Genomic DNA, 26,494 nt, shown 5'->3' with positions numbered 1-26,494 from the left:
TAAAATTGTGTAAAACCTTTCGTCACACACTTACTCTAACCGTACTTTAAATTTAAACAGACTGACAAGCAACAGAAATACTGTAATTCCTGCTAAAATGAGTGTTTCCTTCCAAACCGAAGCAAACCCCAATCCTTTGATCATAATGTTCTTCACAATGATGTAATACCATTTTGAAGGAATTGCGTTTGACACAACCTGCAACACTTTCGGCATGTTTTCTATCGGGAACATATACCCACTGAAAATCATCGTTGGCATTAACATTCCAACTAACGAAACCAACATGGCTACCTGCTGTGATGCGGTGTTAATAGAAATCAGAATCCCCAGAACCAAACAACAGATAATAAACAGAGCACTTTCCGCAATCAGCAACAACAAACTTCCTTTGATAGGCAAATCCATGGCATACACGCTCAACAACAGAATTGTTCCCAGATTGATTAAAGACAATATAAAATAAGGTACGGCTTTGGCCAAAATAACCAGAATGGGCTTGAATGGTGACACCAGAAGGATTTCCATCGTACCAAGTTCTTTTTCCTTTACAATAGAAATAGCAGTCATCATTACACATATCAGCATGAGAACCATTGCCATTACTCCCGGAACAAAGTTGTGTACACCTTTCATTTGCGGATTATAGAGCATTCGGGTTACAGGAATAATTTGGTATGGAGCCATATTCACATTATTGATTTCCTTTTGGTAATCCATAATAACCGAAGTGGCATAATTCGTAATTGTCGTAGCCGTATTCGGATCAGAGGCATCAGTCAGAATCTGCATCTGGGCTTTATTGTTATGCATCAGGTCATTATTAAAATTGGACGGAAACAAAATAGCTGCTTTAATTTCCCCATACCGGAATTGTTCCAGGATTTCCTTATGTGATAGCGGTACTTTTTCTATTTCAAAATAACGGCTGGCTTCCAGTTTGGTAATCAATGCCTGTGAACTGATATCTTTGGCATTGTCCACAACTATAATTTTAGAATTCTTCAATTCGTTAGTCAGTGCAAAACCAAACAGTGTAATTTGGGCAATGGGCATCCCAAATAAAATAAACAGTGTTTTCTTGTCACGCAATACGTGATAAAACTCCTTCAATACAAAAATCAGAAATTGCTTCATTTGTTCATTCTTTACAATTAATCACCACGTTTCGCAACTCTTGCCAATTGGTAAAACACTTCATCCATAGTATTGGCATTATAATTCTTTTTCAGTTCGGCAGGTGAACCCAAGGCACTGATCGCTCCATCCACCATCATTGAAATCCGGTTGCAATATTCGGCTTCATCCATATAGTGTGTGGTTACGAAAACCGTGATACCTCTTTCGGCTGCTTCATATATCAAATCCCAAAACTGTCTTCGGGTAACGGGATCGACACCACCGGTTGGTTCATCCAGGAATACTATTTCAGGATCATGGAAAACCGCAGTACAAAATGCCAGTTTCTGTTTCCACCCCAAAGGCAAACTACCGACTAATTTCTTCGCTTCTTTCTGTAAACCCAGTTTATCAATCAGTTGCGTACTTTTCTCCTTGATTTGTACCATAGACAATCCGTAAATCCCACCAAAAAACTCCAGGTTTTCCAAAATGGTCAAGTCTTCATAAAGCGAAAACTTCTGACTCATGTAACCGATGTGCTTTTTAATTTCTTCGGTATCTTTGAAAACATCAAAACCTGCTATAGTTGCCGAACCTGATGTAGGAACCGACAAACCGCACAACATCCGCATGGCTGTCGTCTTCCCTGCTCCGTTAGCTCCAAGAAAACCGAATATTTCGCCTTTGTAAACCTCAAAGCTGATTTCCTTCACGGCTGTAAAATCACCAAAACGCTTGGTCATTTTTTCTGCCTTTATCGATATTTCCTTAGTGGTCTCCATTTTCTTCTTTTTTATCCGATAACAACTGAATGAAACTGTCTTCAATGGTTGCTTCCGTAGGTTTTACTTCTATAGCCGTATGGCCTTGCTCTTGAAGATATTTCATAATTTCGTTAATAGTATTATCACTTTCATTCCGTACCGATACATGGGCATATTCACCAAAAGTGTAACTCGACAAGATACTATGCCATTTTTTGAGCGACTTCAGCATACCATACATATCCGAAGCTTTGACACTATACAATTGCTGCGGATAGGATGCCATTATATTTTTCGGTGTATCAACCGACATGATTTTACCTTCCTGCATCAAAGCAATCCGGTCGCACAATGTGGCTTCATCCATATACGGCGTGGAAACCAGAATAGTGATATTCTGTTCTTTAAGCCTTTTCAGCATTTCCCAAAACTCTTTACGGGAAACCGGATCGACACCGGTTGTGGGTTCATCCAGAAAGAGAACTGTCGGTTTGTGGATTAACGCACAGCAAAGTGCCAGTTTTTGTTTCATCCCGCCCGAAAGTTTCCCGGCGCGTCTGGTTTTGAACTTCTCGATTTGCTTGTATATATCTTCAATTAAATTATAATTTTCTTCAATTGTCGTCCCGAAAACCGTTGCAAAAAAAGTCAGGTTTTCTTCAATCGTCATGTCTTGGTACAAAGAAAACCGGCCAGGCATGTATCCTACATTATTCCGTATTTTTTTATAATCTTTTACAATATCAAATCCGTCGACGGTCGCTTTTCCGCTGTCGGGTAAAAGCAAGGTTGTGAGCATACGGAACAGACTCGTTTTTCCCGCACCGTCAGGACCGATTATTCCAAAAATTTCACCTTCATTTACCGAAAAAGAAACCGAATCAACTGCTACTATTTCTTTCCTCTTACCATACATTTTGGTAAGGCTTTCAACGTAAACTGCGACTTTCGAATCCACAGCAATCCCGCCGTTATAAGTGTTATCAATATCATTTCTATTCTCCTTCATTTGAATTTATATTACAGTTTGATTTCACCGTACATCCCTATCTTCAGCATTCCGTCATTTTTCACCTTGATTTTAACCGCGTAAACCAAATTGGCCCGTTCTTCTTTAGTCTGTATTGTTTTCGGTGTAAATTCGGCTTTATTGCTGATCCATTCAATAGTTCCTTCGTAGTTTTTATAGTTTTCGGCATCAGCATCAACAAACACTTTTACTTTTTGTCCGATTTTAACCTTAGCAAATTGGTCACCTGTAATATAAACACGCAATGTTATTGTACTTAAATCTGCAATTTTATATAATGGTTTCCCATTGGATGCCATTTCGTTTACCTCGGCATATTTTGCAATCACATTACCATTTACTTCATTGACGATTTCCGATTTTTCCAATTGGTCATTGATTTGTTCAATTTGCGCCTGTAAACCCGATGCCTCACCACTTAAACTCGATGTCGAATGTGCAAGGGAAGTCTGCAAGGCGGCTATCTTTTTCTGGACAATATCAACATAAGTAGTTGCATCGTCCAATTGTTTCTGCGTAGCCGCATCTGCTTTCACCAGATTTTCGAGACGTTGTCTCTCCCGTTTAGCCTGTTTTAAATCTTCCTGCAATGCTGCCGTTTCTGTTGAAATATTCGGTTTTTTACTTAAAACAGCATTCATTTGGGCTTCCAATTGTTCTTTTTTGAGCACCAATTGCACGGTATCGATATAACCGATAATTTGTCCGGCCTTCAAGTCCTGCCCTTCTTCCACTTTAAAATCTTTGATGATTCCGTTAGCCTGAGCCGGCACTGTCGTTTCGACAGCTTCGAATGTACCCGTTGCATCAAATTCGTTTTCGGTTTTTCCGCATGATGTCATTGCTAAAGCAATAACTCCTATGATTAATCCTGTTCTCATTTTTATCTTTTACTGTTAATTTCCTCTTGTTGTTTTTTCTTTATATTGTGCCAGAAGCAATTCAATCACATGAATACTTTTATTTTGGATGGCCACATTTTCCTCATTTACTTCACGCAAATAATTGCTACTGGTAATGACGCCGTTTTCCAATTGTGCCAAAGCTGCCTTCTTTACATTATTACGTAACATGACAATCTCATCATCAATGGCTAAATTTTCCTGTAGTTTAGTAATTTCCGAACTCTGTTGTTGCAATTCAAGATTCGTGTTAAAAAGAAAAGTTTCCCTGTCTGCTTCATTTTCCAACTTTTGCAAATCAATAATTGCTTTTTCTTTTTTCTTGGTGTAGGACAATGACCACGTTAATCTTGCTCCACCAATAAAATAATTTTGCACTCCTTCTTCGAACATATTCAATCCCGGATTTGATATACCGGATTGCGCAAAAAGACTCAGTTTAGGCATATCCTTAGTATTAATCATTTTCTTGTTCAAATCCAGCCTTTCGTTTTTAAAATCGAATAAACTAAGTTCAGGACGTTTGATGGTTTTATCCGGGTTTGGAGTTTGCGGTTTTTCCAAAACCGTATTTTCATCCAATTCCTTTCCGATAAACAATCCCAGCATATTCAGACATGCCTTTCTATTACTCTTTAATGCATTGGACTTCTGATCCGCTTTTAACAATTCAGCTTTCAACAAATCAGCATTACTACGGAAGGAAGTTCCGTTTTTAATTTGCGCTTCAACCGATTTCAATCCGATATTGATATCATCCTTATACAACTGATTTGTTTTCAATTGTTCATCAATCATTATGATACCCAAAAAAAGATTATTGATCCGGTCACGCAACTTGTATAGTTCTACTTCCAATGACTGCGTCATGACTTTCGCATTCACTTCTTCATTACTTTTCTTTTGTCTGATTACACCTCCGTCATAAACCAACTGCGTTACTTCAGCATAGCCTTTGTACTGTGTCTGGCTTATTTCAGGCATATCAGCATTTCGATTTGAAACCGGAAATTTAGTAACATCTGATTGCCAAGTTAATTGATTCAAACCACTCAGTTGAGGCAAATATCCTTTTGAAATGTTGCTTATTGAATATTCCAGGCTTTTAGTTATCAAATCCCGCTTTTTAATCAGTGGATACTGTTGTTCAGCGTTATGGTGACATCCATCCAAGGTCAAAATCTTCATTTCTTGGGCATTTATCATACTGAAAAACAACAGAATAAAAAACACATAATACTTTCTTTTCATTTTAATCACATTTTTTAATAATTCATTTTAATCAATTGACCAATTTATGGGTAAAAAAATAGCTATTCACTTTCGAGGATAGCCTTTATCCACTTCGGGACAAGCACTTTCCTTTGAATCATCAAGGCTTCAAAATCATCTTCAGTTGCCATATGAACGGCAGACAATATAGGTTTAGCCATAAACGGAAAAACCGTCATACCAAATATACTCACCATGAACTGCGCCGGGTTGATATCGGGTCTTCTTTCACGCAATTGCTTTATAAATGAAGAGTCTTTAACCAAATTTGCATTGATTTTCCCTTCAAAAAGTTGCGGATGATTCTTTAATTCACTGAAAACGAAAATCGGTAAATTAGGATTTTCAATTAACAGATTGATATAATTTTCTACAATCAGATCTATCTTTTCATCAAGGGAAAGACTTTCATTACTTAAAATTGGAAACAACACACCGAAAATCTGCTGTACTTTTTCCATGATTACCTGATGAAACAACTTCTCTTTACTTCTGAAATAATAATTCAACAACGAAAGATTGATACCTGCCTCTTCAGCAATATCACGTGTTCTCGTAGCCGCATACCCTTTCTTCGTAAAAACTTTTCGGGCAGCTTCTTTAATTTTTTCTTCTGTTGAAGGATCCAATTCTGACATTTTAGGGCTTCTTTTTTTGACAAAGATACAACCTAAATCATTTTAAACAAATTTTTTAATCATTTGATCAAATATTTAACAAATCTTGTAAAACTTTTCTCAGAGCCATCTTCTCACTGATTTAAGATAATTTTTATAATCCATTCTAAAATCTCTTTTCAATCTTGGTTCTTCAATAAATATGACAAAGAGGTTAAAGCCTAAGAAAACAAAAGAAGTATAGCAAAGCAAATTAAAAGAATCAAAGAAAATAGTTTCACCGATAAGCGCTAAAATGACACCGATGTACATTGGATTTCGGGAATAATTATACAATCCGGAAACAACCAACCGCTTGGATGAATCTAGAGGAGAAATTGTTCCAAAACCATCGAAGATAAATTTTATGATACAATAGAAAAGAACTCCTAAGCCAATCAAAAATAAACTTAGTCCGACATAATGAAACAATTGAAAATCAGATAATCTATAATTTTTTCCGATTATCAAATAAGGAAATAACCCAACAACCAGTCCGGGTTGTAAAACAGTGAAAAACAAATTTCTTACAACGAGTGATATTAATGATTTTCCTCTCATAACACAATTCCTAAAATATTCGTGCATTTTACACATAAACTAAATTACAAAATCCCACATCACATTGATTTACAACAATTTTCATTTTCAATACATAAAAAAATCCCGGCTTTGTAACCGGGATTTCTACTATTCATGATTTGTATTTAAGAAATTAAAGTCACTGATAATGAAATTTCAGCATTCAGCAATTTTGAAACCGGACAGATTTCTTTTGCTTTAAGCGCAGTTTCTTTGAATTTCTCTTCCGAAATACCAGGCACTTTACCGGTAAGCTCCAGATCGATACGGGTAATTGTTCCGTCTTCAAAAACCACTTTTGCTTCTGTATTCAAATCCTCAGGTATAAATCCTCCTTCTGATAATAAAAAACTCAATTGCATGGTAAAACATCCTGAATGCGCTGCAGCTATTAATTCTTCCGGGTTAGTCCCCACTCCTTCATCGAAACGGGTTTTAAATGATAACTGTGCGTTATCTAAAGTTGTACTTTGTGTACTAATGGTTCCTTTGCCTTCCATTCCTGTACCTTTCCAGTTGGCGATTGCTTTTCTTGTAAATTTCATAATCTTGATTTTTAATTTTATTAGTATTTATTTCTGATTTTCAAACCGTTATACTGATTTGATGAAACAAATTTATGGCGGGCATTTTCATAAATCAAATTGATAATTTTTTACCTTTATAAAATAAATTTATAACCATGACTTTACAACAATTGAAATATATAGTGGCATTAGATGAAGAACGCCATTTTGCAAGAGCTGCGGAAATATGCATGGTAACACAGCCTGGGCTGACCATCCAACTCAAAAATTTAGAAGAAGAAATAGGAATTAAAATTTTTGACCGCACTAAAGTTCCGTTGACCCCAACCCTACTCGGAACCGAAATCATCAACCGTGCAAAAAAAATACTCCGTGAAGCAGATGACATCAGGGATTTTGTCATCAATCAGAAGAATACTCTCGAAGGAGAAGTCAAAATTGGCATTATAAGTACGCTGTCCCCTTATCTGATTCCGTTGTTTATAAAAGAAATGAAGGAAGCCGCCCCGAAAATGCATTTCACCATTAAAGAAGGACACACCGGGCAATTGATTCAAAATTTAGAAACCGGAACCATTGACATTGCTATTATGGCGACACCAACTGGAAGTCCGAACCTAATCGAACATCCGGTGTTCAAAGAACCTTTCCTGGCTTATCTTAACAACAGCCATCCGTTAGCTGAAGCTTCTTTTTATGAAATGCAACCCAATGACAAAGCTGAACTCTTACTCTTGCAAAACGAATATTGTTACAATGCACAGCTGCTCGATATTTGCGGAATTAAGAACCCGGGCAAAATAAAGGACCAATTTCAATACGACATCAATTCGATTGAGACGCTTAAAAATCTGGTAAGAGCTGAACTCGGATTTGCCATCCTTCCGGAACTTTCAATCATCAATGAGCCCAATAGTAGTTTATTTAAACCATTTAAGGAACCAAAACCCGTGAGGGAAATCAGCTTGGTTGTATCGGATACATTTTCTAAAAAATTATTGCTGGAAAAAATGAATGAAGTCATCTGGAGATGCCTTCCGGAATCCTTACAGCAAAACTTTGCTTATAAAAAAATCAGATGGAACGATTCCCCGTACTTTATTAAATCGGTTAGTAAACTGCAACCATGATACCTTGAATTATAGAATGAATTGAATTAACGGAAAGCATTTCTTCTCTGTTATTCTTTTTTATTTTCTCCAAAAAAATAACACTTTCTGTTATTCTTTTATTTTTTTTCTAAAAAGATAAAAGGTTATATGGAAATTGAAAAACAGGATATTTTATTAGAAGGGTTGTGTTTAATTTTTATTTTTTCAAAAAAAAACACAGAAAGCGTGTTTAATTTTTATTTTTTCAAAAAAAGACACAGAAAGAGTGTTTAATTATTTTTTTTTCAAAAATTAAACACAGGTTTCAAAACTGTATAAAAAAGTGAACCCTTCAAAGAATCTTTGGAGGGTTTTGTGATGTAAGTATATCCGGAGTAACTTAAGATTAGTTTGAAAACTCCATAAAACAAAAAACCCGAAACTTTCGTTTCGGGTTTTGTTCCACGGAGAAAGAGGGAACTAAACTATTTAATTACCAATTAATTTCAAACTATTGATTTTAATCCAAAAAACTTGTAAAGCTTAATATTTAAAGGGATTTACAAAGAAACAAAACAATTAAACTGAATTCAGTAAAATTAGGATAAATTCACTTTTTGTCGGACAAAAGTCGGACAAATATTTTTTTAAAAGAAACCGACTATCTATATTTGTTGCAACTAAAAAACCAAATATGGCTACAATCAAATTTTCGATTAGAGGGAATAATAATCCAACAAAAATATATATCCGATTTGTCGCAAACAGAGAAACTGATATAAAATTAGCAACTCCGTTAGTTATAAACCCAGCTTATTTTAATAACGCAACTGGTAAAATCAGAAAGGTTTCACAATTCGCAGAAAGAGATAGTCTTCAAAATGAATTAGACACTTTGGAATCTTTCATCATCAGTCGGTATAATAAAAGCGGAACAGAATCAGACATAGTTAATAAAGATTGGTTAAATGACTGCTTGAATTCCCATTTTAATAAAGCTGAGAAAACCGACAATAATTTCATTCTTAATTATTGTGATCTCTATGTTGAAAAATTGGAACTGAAAACAAATGACAGAACCGGAGAACTCGGTACGTCTAAAGCTACAATTACAAAATACAAAACAATAAAATTAAAGATACAAGGATTTCAAGAATACAAACGCCACAAGTACAAACTTTCAGAAATTGATTTAAAATACAGAAATGACTTTCTTAAATATTTACTTGAAGTAGAAAAATTAAGCAGAAATACAGCAGGACGTTATTTAAAGTTCTTAAAAACCATTTGTTTAGATGCTCAAAAATCAGGCTATACTGTTAGTCCGCAACTTCAACAAATTAAAGGTTTCAGTGTTCAAATTGATAAAATTTATCTTAATTGGGATGAATTAACTAAAATCGAAAATGTTGAATTAAAAGAAACACATTTACAAGATGCGAGAGACTGGTTGTTGATTGGTTGCTATATAGGGCAACGTGTTGGGGATTTATTGCAGTTAACCAGTCGGGACATTAAGAAAATAGGCGATTTAGATTTCATTGAACTTATTCAGCAAAAAACCAAGAAAAGAGTTTCTATACTTGTACACGATAAAGTAAGAGCGATTTTAGACAAAAGAAATGGCAACTTCCCTCCTCTTTACAGCAAAAACATAGACAGTTCAAAAGCTAAATTTAATTTGTACATAAAAGATGTTTGCAAAGAAGCTCAACTCGACGAAATCATTTCAGGTGCCAGGATTAACCCTGAAACTTCCCGAAAGGAAAATGGGGATTTCCCAAAATGGGAGTTAGTTACTTCACACATTTGCAGACGTTCCTTTGCAACCAATTATTACGGAGATATTCCAACTGGTTTATTATTGAATGTGACAGGACATAGCACCGAAAAGGAATTCCTAAACTACATAGGCAAAACCGCTGTTGATTATGCTCAACAAATGGCCGTATATTGGAACATGCAAAGTCAAAAACAAATGAAAGAATCGGTTTAAGATTGTTAAGTAAATCAAAGATTCTTAAATTGCAATGTCATTGCAATGATTGTTCTAAATCATTGCAATGTCTTCTAAATTTAATTGCACACCAATTGCAATTGGTGCGCAATTATGTAGAAACTGGTTGCAACCTAATTAAACAATCTAGTTACAATACCGGTTCAGTAAAAACACAACGAACAAACACAAGCTTTTTAACTTCAGAGGTTTTCAAAAAACCAGTTGCAACCAGATAGTTTTATTGGTTGCAATGTTTACAATGTTAGTGAGAAAAAAGCAACTAACCACACATTTTTTATACTCAAAATACGTATTTCTACTTACAAATCAATTCAGCAATAAATACTAAATTGGAATGCATTAAACTAAACAACAAAATTTATGATTCCAAAAAAAATCACATTAGGTCTAAAATACTCTATCAACATAGATGAAACAAATCACTTTTTTAAACAAATACATACAGACCTTCTAGCATATTTGATAGACGCACCTAATAAACACCAAAATATATACAACGGAGTTACTACATTAAATTACCGCAAAATTCTTAATATAGGAATTAAACAAATCATTGATAGCTATATTCAAGCCTCGATACAATTTTTAGGTTTTCCATTACCAGCAGTTATCCCAATCGATTTAGACACTTCATATAGAAAACAGATAAAATTCAATAATTATGCAATAATTGATTTTGAATATAACATTGACACACAAACATTAATAATCCATACTCTTCTACAAATTGAAGATTTCTATTTAGTTGGGAATTATTCAAATAAGTTAATAATAGTTGACTTAACGGACATAGATAATTACAATAACGATAATCAAGTATTATCTTATACTATAGAAGACAATGACAACTTAGTAATTTTAAGACTCAATTAAAACACTAAATAACACAACAACAATAATTAAAAAATATGAGAAACTTGCTTTACTTTTTAACTTCACTTCTACTTACAGCTTGTGGAAATTCTTCAATTCCGGACGATGTTAAATGGGAAATTATCAAAGAAGAACCAAATGAAAACTTAAGCAAGAATAACATTGAAATTCAATTAAACAAAAAGTTGATGAGAAGATTCTAAAAGAAATTGCATTAGAAATAAGAAAAGATAGAGAAGATTATAACCATCTATGGGTATTTTACAATATCCCAGGAATGACTGAAGGAATTTGGGCAACAACTCACTTTACACCAGAACTTGAAGTAAACATCTTAGGTTCAACAGAATCTCAAGACCAAAAAACAGCAAAAACTGACAAAATAGATGGAGAGATATTAGGAAAGTGGAGAAGTGAAAAAAGCCTCATGGGAGCTTCATTAGTATTTTTTAAAAACAAAGAAGGTAAACTTTACATAAGAATTACTTTTAAAGATGGCTCAACCATGGATAGTGAAATTAAAGAAACAAAAACATCTGGAAAAACTCGTTTAGACGACAATAATGGTCATGGTGAATACTATATTCTTGAATCAAATGGTAATTTAGGGATGTATGGAAATAATGGAAAATTCGATGAAGCTATAAAGATATAGTAAAAACACAATTGTAATAACAATCTGCTATAATATCAATTTTTAGTTTTAACTATAATTAAATTGTAAAATCGCATACTGAAGAAACAATTGGTAAATAAAAAGTTAGAAATCAATAGTTTTTAAATAATCAATAAATGGAAAACTCATCAAATCAGGCACTTTATCCATTAATGGAAAAAGTGATTTCAGACACAACCCTTACTAGCAAAGAAAAAATTAAGTTGATTGACGAATTACGCAAAAACAATCCTGTTGCATACGATAGATGGGCACCACGCATAGCCCTCTATATTCTCGGTGCTACTGCAATAGCAACAATAATTTGTATAGCAATTTCAAATGGTGAGACAAATGAAGGTCTAATCGCTATTGGTTCTGCTGCTGTAGGAGGAATTGCTGGATTAGTATCACAAGTACAACGAACAAATAAGATCGAATAACTCTTTTTTTGAAAGAAAAAATTTGCCATACACTCAAAAAACTGTTTAAAAACTTGTTAAATCATATTACCTAGGATATGACAAAATTCAAATTCCTTTTCACATTTTGTATATTTTCAATAACCAAACTAGATCAAGTTTGCCACAACATTGTTTAGATCAGAACCACTAATGGTAAGTCCACAAAAAAGACATTTCAACCTAATAACAAAAAATATGTTAAGCGCAAACAAAGAAAAACTACATTCCTTTTTTCAAGGAACAAATCAATATCAAATTCCATTTTTTCAGAGAAGTTATGTTTGGAAAAAAGATAATTGGGAAGAATTATGGGATAATATTTTAGAAGAAAAGCAAGCACATACCTTAGGACAAGACAGCGAACATTTTATTGGGACAATCATAATCAAACAGAAATTAAGTGAAACTTTAGGAATTAATCCATTTGATTTAATTGATGGACAACAGCGGTTAACTACGATTTGTATTTTGCTTAAAGCTATACAGGATAGTCTACAGAATGATGCAAACAAAAATTTTATTAATTCACTACTGATATTTGTTGATGCCAATGGCAAACAGCATATTAGAGTTGCACACAGCAAAATAGACACTAAGTATTTTACAGAAATCGTTCTTAGTCAAGATGCCAATAAAAAACTCACTTATGATGATTACAAAGACGATATTGCAGATAAGCTCAACAATATTCAGAAATGCTATATGTATTTCAAGAGCAAAACAAAATCATTAGACCAAACTGAACTAATGTCTATTGCAAATATAGTTCTTCAAAAATTGCCTGTTATTCATATGGCATTATCCAAAGAAGATGATGTTCAGCAAATTTTTGATACCATAAATTCTCTTGGTATTAAGTTAACCACAGGAGAGTTATTAAAAAATTACCTTTTTGCCTCCAAGAAAGTTGAGCCATATTATAATTCATACTGGGAATCTATTTTTGAAGAAGATGAAGACGATGTGAAGTTTTGGAACGAAAACAAAACAGCAGGTAGAATTCCAAGAACAGTTATTGAATTGTTTCTTCATAGCTTCCTCACTATAAAAACAGAAAAACTCTCAAAACTTGAAAGTCTTTTCAAAGAGTACAAAGCCTACTTGAAAGATACAACTGACGATGACAAAATTGCATTTGCAAAAGAGTTAAAAGAGTATGCAGAGATATATTGCAACTTCCCAAGCGATATAAACCTCAAAGAGTTTGCGTTTAACGATTTTGAGAAACGCTTTTTTTATCTAATTGACAAATTAGATATTAACACAGTTATGCCCTTAGTTCTTTATATCTACAAAAACATAACAGATACCAACGAAAGAAAAAACATTATTGAAACTCTTGAAAGTTATTTAGTAAGGCGAACAGCTTGTAAACTTACTACAAAGAATTATAACAATCTTTTTGTGAGCATAATGGGCGAAATGAAAAGAAATAAGGTTACTACCCAAGAGGCTTTCAAACAAATCCTGTTAGGCTATAAAGATGATACTAACATTATGCCTAATGACATCCTACTTGCAACAGCATTTAGTTCGAGCCATATTATCAATAAATACGCTGAAGGCATTTTATTCTGCATTACTTTATACTTAAATTCTCATAAGTATATGGACAACAATATGCTGAATAATGATAATCTAAGCCTTGAACATATAATGCCAAAAAAATGGAGAAACCATTGGAATACACCAAAAGTTACCGATGATACAATAAGAGACCATAAGTTGTTAACCCTTGGAAATCTAACTGTTGTAAAAGGAAAATTGAACAGCAGTATGCGTGATGCTGCTTGGGCTAAAAAACAAAAAGCATTACAACAATTTAGCACATTCAAAATAACAACAGATTATGTTAATACTTCGACTTGGAGTGAAAGTAGTATAAACAACAGAACAGCTGACCTACTAACCTATTCAAAAGAAATATGGAAACCATAATAAAAAGAAAAATTACCGCTAATGGACTTTAACTTTAAAATAACATCCGAAAATTTAAAGGATATATTCTATACTTTTGGAATATTCACAACCTTTATATTAAGCTCTGTAAATGTTTACATTTCTTTCATAAATCGAAAAAATTCCCTTAGAGAAAGTTTATACAAAGAACAATTAAATTTTATTTCAAAACTTAATTTTGAATTTTACAAACTACATTCAGATTTGTCAAAATTGTTGGAAACTCAATCCCAACAATTTGATACAAAAACTAAAATCGAAACTATTTTCGGAGTACTTTTTTCTAATACACACATAAGCCCAGATATTATATTAACTTCAGCAACAAACACAGTAGAAAGTGCTCTTGAATTTCTAAATAATTTAAGTTCAGAAAATAAAGACGTTATTGAAGAAAAGTTCAATATTTATTTTGAAAATTATAAAAATTTGAGAATAGTTCTAAGAGATGAGTTAGGTGTTAAATCATTATCCAAAGCAAACCAGAAACTATATAAAACGAGAGGATTTTAAACACTGAATACAACCTCGGTTTGGTACAATAGTAAATTTAGTTTTTTTAGCCAAAAATTACCGAATTAGAATTTTGATTATCTTTAATTATGATTAAGAACTCTAACCAAAGACTTTACTTCTATTGTCTAGATATGGTTTAAAATCTAATATTAGGAACGGCAACACAATAAAATTCAGAAATGGATATAATCAAGACGATAGAAGTATTAGAAGCTCTAGCTTCTGGTTATTCGCCAACAACGGGAGAAATGATTGACAATGATTCAGTCTTAAATGAGCGGTCAGTTATAAGAGCTATGCAAATTGCTATCGACCAACTAAAAAGCAATCTCCATAGACTCAAATCTAATGCAGAACTTGACGAAAAAGAGTTAAAAAATGTAATAGAACTATTTAATGAACAAAGTCTTAGTATAACAGCAAATAGTTTAATCGGTTTTTTTCTCGGAACAAGAAAATTCAAAAGTGGGAGCATAATTTCAAACTCACTGTACGGGAAATACAAAGACACATATTCAAAAGGGCAATTAATCGATTTCTTCAATGAATATCTTTCAGAAAACCTATCATCTGACAAAAAGAATAATAATCTATATCAAGAAGTTGATTTTTTCAGAAAGGAAAAATTTAACACTCTATCTGAAAACGCAATTAAACAATTAAAAGAAAGAATAATTGATTTAGGGATTCAGAAGACAGAAAACCTTTCTGAATATGTTCAGAACGCCAGAACTCAGTTCCCAAGAGCATATGAATCCTGGACTGATATCGAAAGAGAGCTTTTAAGTAAAGCAATAAAATACACCAACGACCTTGATTTACTGTCAGAATGTTTTCAAAGAGGAAAAGGTTCAATAGAATCTTATGGACAACGACTTATCTATGAATCCCAAAATCTGCAACATGACAAAAAACAAAGTTGATTTAAGTGCATTAAACGATAGGCAACAAGACGCTGTTGTTAGTGAAGAAAAGCGACTTTTAGTTCTTGCGGGTGCTGGATCGGGAAAGACGAAAACACTTTTGCAAAAGCTCATTTACTTAATTGAAGAAAAAGGCGTAAGTCCTTCAAGTATTCTTGCAATTACTTTCACCAAAAATGCAACGAACGAAATGCTTGACCGACTTATCATTTCGGCAGATGAAAGCGGTGAATATGAAAAACAACTTTTTGACAAGCGAAAAAGTTTTGCAGACAAAGACAAGGAAAGATTTTTACAACAGAAAAAATATAAATGGATTGATGGATTAACCGTCAAAACATTCCACAGCTTCTGTTATTCAATTCTCCGAAATTACGGAGTAAACGAATTTGATAACAAATTCAAAATTATAGGTGATGAAAAACGTGATGAAGAAGATGAACTTTCAAAACATGTTGCACCCGAAACAGTTTTTGAAGTATTCCACAAACTCTTAATTGAAGAATCTGAAAACACAGAGTATTTACTCAAACTGAAACGCTACATTCTTGATTACATCATTGACAAAATCCATTTAAAACAAAGTGATCCGAATCATTTACCTAAAGATGGGAAATATTTCACAACACTTAACGGAACAAAAGTACGTTCTAAGTCAGAACAGTTTATTGCAGATTGGTTTTATCGTCACAGTATCAAGTTTGAATACGAGCCATTACTAAATGTAAAAGACTTTTCCTTCCATCCGGACTTTTACATTCCTGAAGCGAATCTTTATATTGAACATATTAGCGATAAAAGTTACCCGTCAAAAGACAAAGAAGAACAATTTAGAAAAGGAAACTTATTGTTGATAAAAACTTTTGAGGGTATGACAAAAGATTCGGCTTTGTTTAATCACACGCTAGATAAAATCGTAAAGAACCGTTTGCCGGCTAACTATCATCAGACAATTTCAATAAATTTCAAAGAAGAATTTAACGGTTATCACGAAAACGTAAAAGATTTTGTTCAACAAATTATGCGTATCACAGATATGATAAAAGTTGAAAATATCAACATTGAAAACGTATTAGAAAACTCAAGAAATGACCAACACGAACGAGTTCGTAATTTCTATGAATTGGCAATTCCAATCGTAAAAAAGTACATTCATTACTGCACAGACAAATCTTATCTTGATTTCAACGACTTAATTTCAAAAAGCACATCGCTATTCCAAAATCACAATGATATAGCGAATAAATACAAAAACAAGTATCAATACATTTTAGTGGACGAATTTCAAGACGTAAATAACTTGCAGGTTGAACTTATAAAGTTGTTACTCACTGATAACACGCAACTTTTTTGCGTTGGAGATGACTGGCAAAGCATCTATGGCTTCAGAGGCTCAAATGTAAGTTACATTGTTGAATTTGAAAACCACTTTTCAAACGCACAAACAATTAAACTCAACTTGAATTATCGTAGTACGCAAAATATCGTTGGTGCAAGTAACGAAGTTATAAAACACAACAAATTTAAAGTTGATAAAGATGTTCAATCTTCAAAAAAATCAGAACATAAAATTGTTGTATTTTCAGGTAATACAGAAGAAGAGAACGTAAAATTCTGTGTTGACAAAGTTACAGAATTGCTAAATGCTGGTGTAAATAATGACGAAATTTTGTTTTTGTATAGGAGAAGTAAAATGTTTACACCTTATTATTTTAGATTTAAAAATGAAAACATTCGTGTACAAAACAAAACTATTCATGCATCGAAAGGTCTTGAAGCAAAAGTCGTTTTTATCTTAGGCTTGACCGAAGGGAATGGTGGTTTTCCAGACATTTGGCTTGAAGACAGAATTTTTCAAATAATTAAAAAAGCAAATCACGATTTGCTGATGGAAGAAGAAAGACGTTTATTTTATGTCGCTATCACAAGAGCAAAAGACAAACTATTTTTAATAACACAAAAAGGAAACGAATCAAGTTTTTTGAAAGAAATCCCTGAAGCTTTTACAGTTAGGACTACAAACGCAATCAAGTCAATAGTTGACAGAGTAATTATTTGTGATAATTGTTTCAGCCAATTAGAAAAACTTCATAAGTTTTGCCCATATTGCGGGCAACCGGTAAAAGAACAGCAAAACGAATTTGACAGCTAAAAAGAAAATAAAAATCTACAAACTGTCACCAACCAAAAATCTATAACAACAAACATTCGTTTAAAAAATTACACTATGGAATTCTACGATTTCGAAGATCAAATAAACCAAATTGTTAAAACTGGTAATATTCAAGATGCTATTAGAAAAACCGAAGAAAAATTTAAAACAATAGGTGAAACCGATTTTCACAAAGTAATTGGAAGAGATTTACTTCATTTAAAAAATGACGTAAATGAATTTTTAAATTCATTACTTGAAAAATCAAAAGAGAACCTGGATGATGACATAAAAGCCATCTATGTCGAAATGAATGGCTTTACAATAAACCATGATGTGTGGTTCACAACAGGATTCTCATTTACATTTTGCAATGATTCTGAAAATACCGATTGGTTAGCTGATTATGATTATTTTTTTGAAATGGTAATGGTTATTTCTGGTTTTGAAGATTTACAAAAAATTTATGAAGATTATATGAGTAATGAAAAGTGGGATATTGAAGGATTAGAATTAGCTAGTGATTTTTGTGCTCTTCTAATTACTTTAAGGCTTCTTGAATTATTCAAAGTATCATTCGAAAAATTTACAACCAAGTCAGAATGGACAAAAATTCCTGTATTTGTAACTTCTCATGATAGCGAAACTTTATACAGCACAATTGACTGTCCTCAACTATTGTAAAACTACTATTCTCAATTTTAAATTTATGCAGTTAAAATATAGAACTCTAATACAGAAAGCAGAATTCATAATTGGATTTATAACTTCTTTCTACCTCTTAGTTGTCGTCATTTTTATAAAAATACCAAATAAAATTTTCGAACTTTGGGAAGAATCTGAATGGTGGTTTTTCACCTCCCTTATTTGTATATTTCTTTTAGGAATATATTGCTTATCATCTGTTTTAATCAACGATTATATTAAAGAAATATCTAAAAAGACTACAAAAAAATTATCAATACGATAGGCATTATACTATTTATGATTATTGCCGTTATTTTTAATTTTTCCCATCAAGATTCTTTAATTTTAACCTTTATATTAATCCCTATTGCACTCATTTTTTATCTATTCTTAGATGATAAACTTTCAAAAATCACTGATTATAGCTATACAAAAGGATGGTTTGATGGATACAAAAGAAACCTCAGAGGTTACGGAAAATCTTATGATGATGGTCATAGTGATGGAAGCAATTTTAAGAATTAAAATTTTGATTAAACCAAAAGTCCACAACCGTCATCTTGGCTAATTACATTGATTAGATTTTTTTTTAGCATTTTTAAACCCAACATTTTTAACCAAAATAAAAGAATAAATTGCTAAACTTACAATTGTAACTACCCTATCAATCATAAATCCATTTTCATGACAATTAAAAATATTTATTATTGCTTTCGTTATCCAATGTGCAATAAGTAAGGCTAATAATAGAATTAGAAACCATTTAATAATTTTCAATAACACTTTCATTTTATGACTCTTGTTTAAATTTTATTTTACTTCTAAGACTAAAAAACAAATACACTATGGTAATTATAGATGCAAGGATAGCACCATACCCTTCTGATTCATCATATTGAAGATTAAATTTTTCTATAGCAATTTCAAATAAATACTCAACTATGTTAAATATTAAAAAAATAACTGCCAGATGTATGACTGTCGTTTTAATCAGTCTAACAAAAAAATAAATTACTTCCATACTTATGTTTATTTCTGTTTTCTTTAGAAATATTAGCACAATAGTAATGACAATCCCTATCGGTAAAAGAGTACTCATAAAATCAGAAAAATAAGTCTTTCCTCCAAAAGCAATACTACAGATAACAGAAATTATGATTACTATAATCAGTAATGCTAAATAGATTCTTAATCTGCTTGCTATAATATCTATAAACTTCTTCATTAGAAAATTGAATTGCTGTTAGCGTGGTAAAAGGCTTTAATTTGTTGCTATTTCGTAATTAAGTCCGCTAGTTACTTTTTCATTAATTTGAATTTAGGATGCCCCATTTGCCATAATGCAAAAGAAAATTCATCAGCATAATTATTATATAGTTGCAAATTGGTGCTGCCTATTCCGTGGCCTGAATTATAATCTACTGCAAAAAGTACAGGATTTTTTGAAGTTGTAGAAGCTCTCATTTTAGCGACAAATTTTCCAGACATCCATGTTGCTACACGAGCATCATTCATCCCAACGGAAATTAAACAAGATGGATATTTAATTCCTGGCGTAATTTGTTGATACGAATCCATATTATACAACATATTGAACTCTTCACGGATTTCAGGATTTCCAAATTCTTTCATATTGTTTGGTCCGTTTGGTGCTTCATTTATCCTTAGCATGTTTAGCATTCCATTATGACACAACATCACTTTGAATAAATCAGGTCGCTCTGTTATAGCTCTTCCTACCAAAACACCTCCGGCACTTCCACCTATTACTGCTATTTTTTTATTTGAGGTTATTTTTTCATTAATCAGATATTCTGCCGTAGCAATTAAATCTTTCCAAGTATTAGGTTTGTTTTCTTTAAAGCCTCCTTTATACCAATCGTCACCTTTTTCGCCCCCTCCTCTAACATGGCTTATAACATAAACTCCATCATTAGCAACCCATGACAAGAAAACAGGAGAAAACCTTGGAAGAGTTGATACGCCATAGGCACCATAACCATAAAGTAAAACGTTATTTTTTTTATTTTTATTTAGCTTTTTCTTATAAATTATTGATACAGGAATTAAGGTTCCATCGTAAGATGGTATTTCTATTTCCTTAACAACAAAATCTTTAAATTCTGGGTATTCAGGGATCGGAACCAAATTTTCTTCTTGAAATTGGTTAGTCTGAATGTTATAGAAATAACGTCTAAGTGGGCTCGTCCAACCGCTTAATGAAACCCATAAATCGTTACTGTTTCTGTTCTTTGAACTTATGGTTATTGTTCCTGAGTTTATTGGTAAATCAATATGTTTGACAATGTTTTTCTTATCTATAAAATATAATTTTGCTTCAACGCCATTCTTACTGGTTGTATAAAACATTCCATCTTTTACGATCTTAAAATCAGTAATTGTTTCTTTTTTATTTTCAGGGACTATGATTTCTTCATTTATAGAATTAAAAGAAGAAATGTTGGCTTTAATGATTTTATAGTTTGAAGCTTTATTTGCAGACATAGCATAAAAACAAGTGTCATTTAGACTTGGATTTAAAAGGTTGTCTTCTTTTTTGATTAATGCTTTCCATTCAATTCTTTCATTTTGTAATTCTTGAACACTTGCGTAATAATAGTCAAAGTAAGATGAAACTCCCGCTAAAGAAACTAAAATATATTTATTGTTTTTAGTTAGAACATCAACAATGGGAAAGTCTGCGGATTCAATTTTTATATCAGGATTATTTAATTTGGATAATAATACTTTATGTTTTTTAGGGCTATCTCCTAGCTTGTATAATACTAATTCTGTGTTTAGAATATAATTACTGTCTTTATTGTCAATAACCGGGATGTGTAAGTATATTATTCCTGAGTTGTCAGGCAACCAATCAATACCAAATTCTGCTGGCCAACAATTAGATATTGACTCAAAAGAAATCTTTTTTTGTTTGACATCAATGAAGATTATTTCCCCTGTCTCTTCTCCGTTTTTTGACAATCCTACAGCTATAAAGTTACTATCCCAAGATGGCTTTAGGTAATTTATTATGTAATTGTTTTTAGTTTCATTTTTATAGTCATTAGGGTCAAAAAGTAAAACTTCTAAACCATCTTTATTTTTTTTATAATATAATTTGCCCGTTTTATCATTCTCAGTTTTCTTTAAATAAAAATTAAAATCATCTTCTGTAATTCTTAAATTAGAAACAATTGCAGATTTCCTTTTTTCAAAATCTAAAAAATTTTCCATAAGGCTTTTTCTGCCTGATATAGAATTCAAAACATTTCTTGCTTCATCACCATTGTTTTTAAACCACTTTTGGACAAGTGTGTCTTTGGTAGTTTCTGAATATCTGTAATTATCAACTACTTCTTTCCCAAAATGATTTTCACTGAATGGTTTTTCAGGTAATTTCATTTCTTGCGCAAGAATAGAATTGGCATTAATAGCTATTAAAAAACAAAATAGAATAGAAATTTTCATGTATATGAATTAATGTTTTAATCAAAATATAAGTAGCATAATTTAAAAGAATCTGCTACACAGACTCTTTTAAATTATAAAATTATTACTACACACCTAATGGATCAGTAGTTCTTGTGTTTCCGGTTTCTGTTTTTTCTGAAACCTCTCCACCACCCATAATCATCCTGGGGTTGTTCAATTCAGCTACTGTAAATTTGTCTAATGTCAATTTTTGCTTTTCGTTTAAGTTTTTTACTTTTTTCATGTTCTTTTGATTTAAAATTTTCGCTAAAATAATCAAATGACAATAGTCAATAAAACAGTGTTTGTCTTGATTTATAAATACAAGCAATTAATACTTGTAAGTTGTTGATATGCAGTTTTTTGAAAAATTAAACTTCAGTCATTTCGTTAATTTTTTTTATGAAATAAGAGGGCTGTAAACCTACTTTGGTGTAAAAGGCTTTGGCAAATGAATCCGAGTTATTAAAACCAACTTCTTCTGCTATTGCTTTTATAGTATATTTTCTAAATTTCTTGTCTTTTTTTAACTTATTGACTGTGTAATCGATTCTTAAATCATTTATGTATTGACTGAAATTTTTATCTTTATATTGATTTATAACCTTAGATAAATAACTACTATTAGTCTCCAGTTGTTTTGCTAAATCAATTTGTTTTATGTTAGGAGAAATGTATTCTCCTCTTTTTTCAAATAATGATAGTTTGTTCAAAATATCACGCACTATTTCTTTAGGTAAATCATTTTCCTTAGTTTTTAAATCTTTAGAATCATTACTTATATCAACTTCTAAAAAATGCTTCTCTACATTAGTTAATGTTTTTTCTTCAGTGCTTTTATTTATTAATTCATTAAATTTTTGCTCTAAAAGAACTTTTTCTTTTTTCATTCTTATAAAGTAAAAAATTAGTAAAAGAAGTCCTATGGCAATAATTAAGATTACACCTAAAGAGACTTTTTTCTCTCTATTTATCTTATTAATTACTTCGTCTTTTTGAGATAGCAATTGGGGTTTGTCAAAATGTTTAATTACATTTTTAGATAGGACAATATTATTTTTATCTAAATAATTGTCTATTTCAATCAGTCTGTTTAGATAATATAATTGTTGGTTATCATCATTTATTCGTTTCGATATTTCAATTAGTCTCAGATAATTATCTCTCAAATCATAAGAATTCTTTTTAGATTCTAGCAATACTGAATCTACCTTGTCAAAATATTTTTTCGCTTTTTTAAAATTATCATCTCTTATTAATTCATTTTCTCCTCTGTAATAATATCCTAAAGCTAAATTCAAAGGGTCATCAACCTTTTCTATCATTTTAGTAGATTCATCTAATAAGGCATTGCTTTTTATGTAGTTCTTTTTTAAATGATATGAAATACCTTTATTCAATAAGAAATATTTATAATATGGATTTTTATTGTCAATGGTATCAAGAAATGCATTAGTATAATGTAAAGATTCATCCGCTTTCTTTTGCCTGTTATAAATATCAGATATAATCCATCCAGTGTACATGAAATTTGGAGAATTTTCTTTTTTAGATTGATAATACTTATAATTTTCAAGCACTAATGGCAAAGCTTCATCTGGTCTTCCTAATTCAATTTTAAGTAAACCGATTTGTTGTTTAATTTGTACTAACTGTTCGACGTTATTCGCTTTTTTTGCATATTCTTCAGCGATTAGTATATTTTTCAGAGCATCATTTAACTTGTCATTTGCGTAAAGCAATCTGTTTTTAAGTATATATGCTTTAGCCGGGTATATAAAATCTTCTAAATTTTTTGTCAGACTTACAATTGAATCTAGATACTTTATAGATTGATCTCTATTCTTCAACGAAAATGCTTTCATATATAATCCATTTGATTGAATTATAACATTACTTTGTTTTTTTGCTTTTAAATAGTAAGTATTAGCATAAATAATCTTTTTCTCCTTGTCTAGAATTGAACTGTTAAATCGCTTTTCCAGCTCATTAAACTCAACAGTTTTTAAAGAATCTGGAATTTTAAATGTTTGTTGTTGGGCATATAAAAAAGTAGTATTTATTAATGCAAAAAAAATAAAGCTCAAAAAGCGCAATTCATTGTTCATAGACTAAATCTAAAAAGTAATATTAAAATTCTGTAGCTAAAGTAAACTTTATAACTAATATTTTTAGTATTCAATTTGTAATTATATTTCAAATGGATGAATATATAAATTTATTTTTAACAGGCATTTTCTTAAATTATATATTGCTAAAATTAATTAGTTTTTTTGATTTAGGGTAATTATTTATAAATAACGAGCCTGAATTTATAAATACGGACTGTAATAGTTTATAAACATCATTTCCGTCCTGTAAAATTGTTTAAGTAAGTAAATATTGTTCAGATTTATTTAAGCAATTAATAGTCAGTCACAAGTATTTTTGAAAGAGTCATCTATGAGAGATAATTTATGAAAATGAAACCTGAATTTATGAATTCAGGTTAACATGACTTGTGAAGTAACAAAAATGGCTATAGTTTTGGCTTAACATAAATATAAGATAATTCATGTTTATTGTTTATTTAATGAATTAGTGCTTTGTGAAAAATCAATTACAGAGAACTATTTTAATAAACCGCTTGCAAGCAAAAAATACTGTTACTTTTCGAAGTGTTGGTTATGTGGCAGTATTTAGGATAAACCAACCACAAAAAAAGCAGCCTTACTGATAATGTTTTCGACGACATGAGCAAGACTGCATTTAATTAAATAAAAAGCTAATTTATGAAAAATTTAGAAAATTTAAACTTGGTTGAGCTTAATGCTCAAGAAATGAGAGAAGTTGAAGGTGGTCTTATGGGTGAAATTTTGGGAGCACTTGCTCTAGCTGGTGGAGCTATGGCTTGGGCTTTTGAAAAAGGTGAAGCTTACGGAAGATCATTGGCTAATTAATAACTTTTAATCATTAAAATCATGAGTTTACAAGATTTAAATAAAGAAGAGATGCTACAAGTAAATGGAGGAGGAATCGTTCCATTGATGATAGCAGCTTATGCTTGGGGTGTTGCGTATGGTTACTTAACAGAGAAATATAACTAACTTCACCCTTTAAGTCAAATAATTATTTTGAGTATATTAACACTTATTTTTGATAAAAATGAACACACTATTTAATTTGAAAATTTCGAAAACTTGGTTAGTTTTATTACTATTAGCATTGTTTCTGGTTATTGGAATTCTATTTTTTGAATTCGGAGAGAATTATGGAAGAACGTTAGCAAAATAATTTTTTGACAACATGTTAGTAAAGAGATTGTCTCTTTTGACTTTCTCTTTATTAACTTTTTTACTTAATTATGGAAGCAAATAAAAAACCAGCAAGAATAGTGATTATGGTAATTATGATAATTTTTGCGATTTACCTTTTCGGTCGTGCTATAGGTGTAGCTTATTACAATTATAGCCACTAATATTTTTTAAAGTTTTATTTATTGGTATAGCTATAGATGAGAAAGCCTACTTTTCTTTTTAATAGCTTCTTCCATACATAAAAACTTTTCCTTTCTACAACAGTAAGGCTAACCTTACTCCATTTCTAAAACTTACTGCACAATTGTTTTGTGTGGTCAGGCTTTTTATTGCCAAAAAACAAGCTTCTATTTTTCTCAAAAAAAGTAAACAATGAACTTTAGTCAAGATCCAATACATACCATCGAAAATCTGATAGCTAAAAATAAAACAAAGAGTATCTCGCTCTATGTTGTTTTAGTTTTAGCGGTTATTGTACTCTTGCTTTCATTACCAATCATAAAGGTGGATGTGAGCAGTCAAAGTCGTGGTATAGTTCGTAGTTCAACCGACAAAGTGCCTTTGCAAGTATTGGTAAATGGCAAGGTTACAGAACTAAAGTTGAGAAACAATTGCTTAGTGCAAAAAGGAGATACTTTACTAAAGATTGCCCAAGACAACTTGCAAACAGAAAAATCCACTACAATAATCGCATCAAATGATAATCAAAGCCTTATTGATGATTTGCAAAAAGTAAGTACTGGTAATGCTTCTGGTTTAAAAACCGAAGTGATTGTACAGGAGTGGTATAGTTATCAAACGCGTAAAAGTGAGTTGGAAGAAAAATTACATTATGCACAAACCGAATATAACAGACAAAAGCAATTGTATGAAAAAGACGTGATTGCAACTGCTGAGTTTGACAAATACAAACATCAACTAACAACTGCAAAACAAGCTTTATCGATATTAGATAAAAGTCAAAAAGCACAATGGCAGAACCGATGTAGGGAATTGCAGGAGAAATCAAAAAACTTATCGGGTACTCTGAATAAAATAGATACTGAAGCAGAAAGTTATTTTGTTGTTGCTCCGGTTACAGGAACTATCGAAAATTTTTCAGGTATTCAGATAGGTTCTTTTCTAAACGCTTCCCAACCAGTTGCAACCATTTCTCCAATTGACAACCTAATTGTTGAATGCACTGTTTCTCCAGATGACGTTGGGTTAATCAAAACAAATCAATCGGTTAAATTTCAAATAGATGCTTTCAATTATAACCAATGGGGATTATTAGAAGGAAAAGTTTTTGACATTGACAAAAATATTACACTTCAGGAAAATCAGGCTTTCTTCAAAGTACGCTGCAATTTGAACTCAAAAACAATGCAACTTAAATCGGGATATAAAACTCAAATTTCCAATGGAATGACACTTACTGCAAGGTATATCATAACACGTAGGAGTTTATATGATTTGTTGTTTGATAAAGTGGATGATTGGCTGAATCCGAAGATTATTTCTACCCGATAAGCAATCTTATAAACTTC

At 31.7% G+C, this 26,494-nt stretch carries 27 protein-coding genes; 15 read left to right on the top strand and 12 right to left on the bottom strand.

Annotation, left to right across the window (positions count from 1 at the left end; genetic code table 11):
* Positions 1–30: 30 nt before the first annotated feature.
* The 8 genes from NAT51_RS10195 to NAT51_RS10165 form a co-directional block, all read right to left on the bottom strand.
* Positions 31–1,137 carry an ABC transporter permease gene (locus NAT51_RS10195; protein ID WP_250598713.1) on the bottom strand — a complete coding sequence of 369 codons (1,107 nt, stop codon included), beginning with the start codon at positions 1,135–1,137 and terminating at the stop codon, positions 31–33.
* Between the two features lie 17 nt (positions 1,138–1,154).
* Positions 1,155–1,904: an ABC transporter ATP-binding protein gene (locus tag NAT51_RS10190; RefSeq protein WP_250598711.1), complete on the bottom strand. Its 750-nt coding sequence runs from the start codon at positions 1,902–1,904 to the stop codon at positions 1,155–1,157.
* Positions 1,891–2,802, bottom strand: coding sequence for an ABC transporter ATP-binding protein (locus tag NAT51_RS10185; RefSeq protein WP_250598757.1), 912 nt, complete (start codon positions 2,800–2,802; stop codon positions 1,891–1,893). The genes NAT51_RS10190 and NAT51_RS10185 overlap by 14 nt, the downstream gene beginning before the upstream one ends.
* A 104-nt stretch (positions 2,803–2,906) precedes the next feature.
* Positions 2,907–3,797: an HlyD family secretion protein gene (locus tag NAT51_RS10180; RefSeq protein ID WP_250598709.1), complete on the bottom strand. Its 891-nt coding sequence runs from the start codon at positions 3,795–3,797 to the stop codon at positions 2,907–2,909.
* A 15-nt stretch (positions 3,798–3,812) separates the two neighbouring features.
* Positions 3,813–5,069, bottom strand: a complete 1,257-nt coding sequence (locus NAT51_RS10175; RefSeq protein WP_250598707.1) for a TolC family protein — start codon at positions 5,067–5,069, stop codon at positions 3,813–3,815.
* Positions 5,070–5,131: 62 nt separating this feature from the next.
* Entirely contained in the window at positions 5,132–5,728 is a 597-nt protein-coding gene (locus NAT51_RS10170) for a TetR/AcrR family transcriptional regulator (RefSeq protein ID WP_250598705.1), read from the bottom strand.
* Between the two features lie 99 nt (positions 5,729–5,827).
* Positions 5,828–6,307, bottom strand: a complete 480-nt coding sequence (locus NAT51_RS19805; RefSeq protein ID WP_394799695.1) for a methyltransferase family protein — start codon at positions 6,305–6,307, stop codon at positions 5,828–5,830.
* A gap of 146 nt (positions 6,308–6,453) precedes the next feature.
* A complete protein-coding gene (locus NAT51_RS10165; RefSeq protein WP_250598703.1) occupies positions 6,454–6,873 on the bottom strand; it encodes an OsmC family protein in 420 nt (139 codons plus the stop codon).
* Positions 6,874–7,010: 137 nt separating this feature from the next.
* Here NAT51_RS10165 and NAT51_RS10160 point away from each other — a divergent pair, with 137 nt between their 5' ends.
* The 12 genes from NAT51_RS10160 to NAT51_RS10105 all read left to right on the top strand — a co-directional run bounded on the left by NAT51_RS10160 (position 7,011) and on the right by NAT51_RS10105 (position 18,720).
* Complete coding sequence (locus NAT51_RS10160; RefSeq protein ID WP_250598701.1) at positions 7,011–7,985, top strand: hydrogen peroxide-inducible genes activator; 975 nt, start codon at positions 7,011–7,013, stop codon at positions 7,983–7,985.
* A 655-nt stretch (positions 7,986–8,640) separates the two neighbouring features.
* Positions 8,641–9,942 (top strand): phage integrase SAM-like domain-containing protein, encoded by a 1,302-nt coding sequence (locus NAT51_RS10155; RefSeq protein ID WP_250598698.1) that lies wholly within the window; start codon positions 8,641–8,643, stop codon positions 9,940–9,942.
* 384 nt (positions 9,943–10,326) lie between these two features.
* Positions 10,327–10,839: a hypothetical protein gene (locus NAT51_RS10150; RefSeq protein ID WP_250598696.1), complete on the top strand. Its 513-nt coding sequence runs from the start codon at positions 10,327–10,329 to the stop codon at positions 10,837–10,839.
* Positions 10,840–10,874: 35 nt separating this feature from the next.
* On the top strand, positions 10,875–11,042 hold the full coding sequence (locus tag NAT51_RS10145; protein WP_250598695.1) for a hypothetical protein: 168 nt from the start codon (positions 10,875–10,877) through the stop codon (positions 11,040–11,042).
* 74 nt (positions 11,043–11,116) lie between these two features.
* Complete coding sequence (locus NAT51_RS10140) at positions 11,117–11,494, top strand: hypothetical protein (protein ID WP_250598693.1); 378 nt, start codon at positions 11,117–11,119, stop codon at positions 11,492–11,494.
* Positions 11,495–11,631: 137 nt separating this feature from the next.
* The gene (locus NAT51_RS10135) at positions 11,632–11,937 is read left to right on the top strand and encodes a hypothetical protein (RefSeq protein ID WP_250598691.1); all 306 of its coding nucleotides are present in this window, start codon (positions 11,632–11,634) and stop codon (positions 11,935–11,937) included.
* Positions 11,938–12,153: 216 nt separating this feature from the next.
* Complete coding sequence (locus NAT51_RS10130; protein ID WP_250598689.1) at positions 12,154–13,896, top strand: DUF262 domain-containing protein; 1,743 nt, start codon at positions 12,154–12,156, stop codon at positions 13,894–13,896.
* A 21-nt stretch (positions 13,897–13,917) separates the two neighbouring features.
* Positions 13,918–14,430: a hypothetical protein gene (locus tag NAT51_RS10125; protein ID WP_250598687.1), complete on the top strand. Its 513-nt coding sequence runs from the start codon at positions 13,918–13,920 to the stop codon at positions 14,428–14,430.
* Positions 14,431–14,612: 182 nt separating this feature from the next.
* Positions 14,613–15,356, top strand: a complete 744-nt coding sequence (locus NAT51_RS10120; RefSeq protein ID WP_250598685.1) for a hypothetical protein — start codon at positions 14,613–14,615, stop codon at positions 15,354–15,356.
* Positions 15,337–17,508, top strand: a complete 2,172-nt coding sequence (locus tag NAT51_RS10115) for an ATP-dependent helicase (protein ID WP_250598683.1) — start codon at positions 15,337–15,339, stop codon at positions 17,506–17,508. The genes NAT51_RS10120 and NAT51_RS10115 overlap by 20 nt, the downstream gene beginning before the upstream one ends.
* A gap of 75 nt (positions 17,509–17,583) precedes the next feature.
* Positions 17,584–18,192 (top strand): hypothetical protein, encoded by a 609-nt coding sequence (locus tag NAT51_RS10110; protein ID WP_250598681.1) that lies wholly within the window; start codon positions 17,584–17,586, stop codon positions 18,190–18,192.
* 300 nt (positions 18,193–18,492) lie between these two features.
* Entirely contained in the window at positions 18,493–18,720 is a 228-nt protein-coding gene (locus tag NAT51_RS10105; protein ID WP_250598679.1) for a hypothetical protein, read from the top strand.
* A gap of 265 nt (positions 18,721–18,985) precedes the next feature.
* Here NAT51_RS10105 and NAT51_RS10100 read toward each other — a convergent pair whose 3' ends face one another.
* The 4 genes from NAT51_RS10100 to NAT51_RS10085 all read right to left on the bottom strand — a co-directional run bounded on the left by NAT51_RS10100 (position 18,986) and on the right by NAT51_RS10085 (position 23,777).
* Positions 18,986–19,420: a hypothetical protein gene (locus NAT51_RS10100; protein WP_250598677.1), complete on the bottom strand. Its 435-nt coding sequence runs from the start codon at positions 19,418–19,420 to the stop codon at positions 18,986–18,988.
* Positions 19,421–19,491: 71 nt separating this feature from the next.
* Complete coding sequence (locus NAT51_RS10095) at positions 19,492–21,666, bottom strand: prolyl oligopeptidase family serine peptidase (protein WP_250598675.1); 2,175 nt, start codon at positions 21,664–21,666, stop codon at positions 19,492–19,494.
* Between the two features lie 88 nt (positions 21,667–21,754).
* On the bottom strand, positions 21,755–21,913 hold the full coding sequence (locus NAT51_RS10090) for a hypothetical protein (RefSeq protein ID WP_250598673.1): 159 nt from the start codon (positions 21,911–21,913) through the stop codon (positions 21,755–21,757).
* 127 nt (positions 21,914–22,040) lie between these two features.
* Positions 22,041–23,777 (bottom strand): helix-turn-helix domain-containing protein, encoded by a 1,737-nt coding sequence (locus NAT51_RS10085; RefSeq protein ID WP_250598671.1) that lies wholly within the window; start codon positions 23,775–23,777, stop codon positions 22,041–22,043.
* A 663-nt stretch (positions 23,778–24,440) separates the two neighbouring features.
* Here NAT51_RS10085 and NAT51_RS10080 point away from each other — a divergent pair.
* The 3 genes from NAT51_RS10080 to NAT51_RS10075 all read left to right on the top strand — a co-directional run bounded on the left by NAT51_RS10080 (position 24,441) and on the right by NAT51_RS10075 (position 26,477).
* Entirely contained in the window at positions 24,441–24,608 is a 168-nt protein-coding gene (locus NAT51_RS10080; RefSeq protein ID WP_250598669.1) for a class IIb bacteriocin, lactobin A/cerein 7B family, read from the top strand.
* A gap of 21 nt (positions 24,609–24,629) precedes the next feature.
* Positions 24,630–24,755 (top strand): hypothetical protein, encoded by a 126-nt coding sequence (locus tag NAT51_RS19680; RefSeq protein WP_262921804.1) that lies wholly within the window; start codon positions 24,630–24,632, stop codon positions 24,753–24,755.
* A 582-nt stretch (positions 24,756–25,337) separates the two neighbouring features.
* Complete coding sequence (locus NAT51_RS10075) at positions 25,338–26,477, top strand: HlyD family secretion protein (protein ID WP_250598666.1); 1,140 nt, start codon at positions 25,338–25,340, stop codon at positions 26,475–26,477.
* Positions 26,478–26,494 lie beyond the last annotated feature (17 nt).

The organism is Flavobacterium amniphilum (assembly GCF_023634845.1).
Classification (GTDB): Bacteria; Bacteroidota; Bacteroidia; order Flavobacteriales; family Flavobacteriaceae; genus Flavobacterium; species Flavobacterium amniphilum.
The sequence above is the reverse complement of the archived record's forward strand: the minus strand, read 5'-3'. Positions and strand labels throughout refer to the sequence as shown.

Excerpts from the sequence above, each read along its gene's own strand:
- NAT51_RS10160 (WP_250598701.1), top strand. The coding sequence starts at position 7,011 with ATGACTTTACAACAATTGAAATATATAGTGGCATTAGATGAAGAACGC.
- NAT51_RS10140 (WP_250598693.1), top strand. The coding sequence starts at position 11,117 with ATGACTGAAGGAATTTGGGCAACAACTCACTTTACACCAGAACTTGAA.
- NAT51_RS10085 (WP_250598671.1), bottom strand. The coding sequence starts at position 23,777 with ATGAACAATGAATTGCGCTTTTTGAGCTTTATTTTTTTTGCATTAATA.
- NAT51_RS10105 (WP_250598679.1), top strand. The coding sequence starts at position 18,493 with ATGATTATTGCCGTTATTTTTAATTTTTCCCATCAAGATTCTTTAATT.
- NAT51_RS10125 (WP_250598687.1), top strand. The coding sequence starts at position 13,918 with ATGGACTTTAACTTTAAAATAACATCCGAAAATTTAAAGGATATATTC.
- NAT51_RS10150 (WP_250598696.1), top strand. The coding sequence starts at position 10,327 with ATGATTCCAAAAAAAATCACATTAGGTCTAAAATACTCTATCAACATA.
- NAT51_RS10120 (WP_250598685.1), top strand. The coding sequence starts at position 14,613 with ATGGATATAATCAAGACGATAGAAGTATTAGAAGCTCTAGCTTCTGGT.
- NAT51_RS10080 (WP_250598669.1), top strand. The coding sequence starts at position 24,441 with ATGAAAAATTTAGAAAATTTAAACTTGGTTGAGCTTAATGCTCAAGAA.
- NAT51_RS10135 (WP_250598691.1), top strand. The coding sequence starts at position 11,632 with ATGGAAAACTCATCAAATCAGGCACTTTATCCATTAATGGAAAAAGTG.
- NAT51_RS10110 (WP_250598681.1), top strand. The coding sequence starts at position 17,584 with ATGGAATTCTACGATTTCGAAGATCAAATAAACCAAATTGTTAAAACT.
- NAT51_RS10195 (WP_250598713.1), bottom strand. The coding sequence starts at position 1,137 with ATGAAGCAATTTCTGATTTTTGTATTGAAGGAGTTTTATCACGTATTG.
- NAT51_RS19805 (WP_394799695.1), bottom strand. The coding sequence starts at position 6,307 with ATGAGAGGAAAATCATTAATATCACTCGTTGTAAGAAATTTGTTTTTC.
- NAT51_RS10155 (WP_250598698.1), top strand. The coding sequence starts at position 8,641 with ATGGCTACAATCAAATTTTCGATTAGAGGGAATAATAATCCAACAAAA.
- NAT51_RS10180 (WP_250598709.1), bottom strand. The coding sequence starts at position 3,797 with ATGAGAACAGGATTAATCATAGGAGTTATTGCTTTAGCAATGACATCA.
- NAT51_RS10090 (WP_250598673.1), bottom strand. The coding sequence starts at position 21,913 with ATGAAAAAAGTAAAAAACTTAAACGAAAAGCAAAAATTGACATTAGAC.
- NAT51_RS10170 (WP_250598705.1), bottom strand. The coding sequence starts at position 5,728 with ATGTCAGAATTGGATCCTTCAACAGAAGAAAAAATTAAAGAAGCTGCC.
- NAT51_RS10075 (WP_250598666.1), top strand. The coding sequence starts at position 25,338 with ATGAACTTTAGTCAAGATCCAATACATACCATCGAAAATCTGATAGCT.
- NAT51_RS10100 (WP_250598677.1), bottom strand. The coding sequence starts at position 19,420 with ATGAAGAAGTTTATAGATATTATAGCAAGCAGATTAAGAATCTATTTA.
- NAT51_RS10175 (WP_250598707.1), bottom strand. The coding sequence starts at position 5,069 with ATGAAAAGAAAGTATTATGTGTTTTTTATTCTGTTGTTTTTCAGTATG.
- NAT51_RS10185 (WP_250598757.1), bottom strand. The coding sequence starts at position 2,802 with ATGTATGGTAAGAGGAAAGAAATAGTAGCAGTTGATTCGGTTTCTTTT.
- NAT51_RS10190 (WP_250598711.1), bottom strand. The coding sequence starts at position 1,904 with ATGGAGACCACTAAGGAAATATCGATAAAGGCAGAAAAAATGACCAAG.
- NAT51_RS10165 (WP_250598703.1), bottom strand. The coding sequence starts at position 6,873 with ATGAAATTTACAAGAAAAGCAATCGCCAACTGGAAAGGTACAGGAATG.
- NAT51_RS10145 (WP_250598695.1), top strand. The coding sequence starts at position 10,875 with ATGAGAAACTTGCTTTACTTTTTAACTTCACTTCTACTTACAGCTTGT.
- NAT51_RS19680 (WP_262921804.1), top strand. The coding sequence starts at position 24,630 with ATGAGTTTACAAGATTTAAATAAAGAAGAGATGCTACAAGTAAATGGA.
- NAT51_RS10095 (WP_250598675.1), bottom strand. The coding sequence starts at position 21,666 with ATGAAAATTTCTATTCTATTTTGTTTTTTAATAGCTATTAATGCCAAT.
- NAT51_RS10115 (WP_250598683.1), top strand. The coding sequence starts at position 15,337 with ATGACAAAAAACAAAGTTGATTTAAGTGCATTAAACGATAGGCAACAA.
- NAT51_RS10130 (WP_250598689.1), top strand. The coding sequence starts at position 12,154 with ATGTTAAGCGCAAACAAAGAAAAACTACATTCCTTTTTTCAAGGAACA.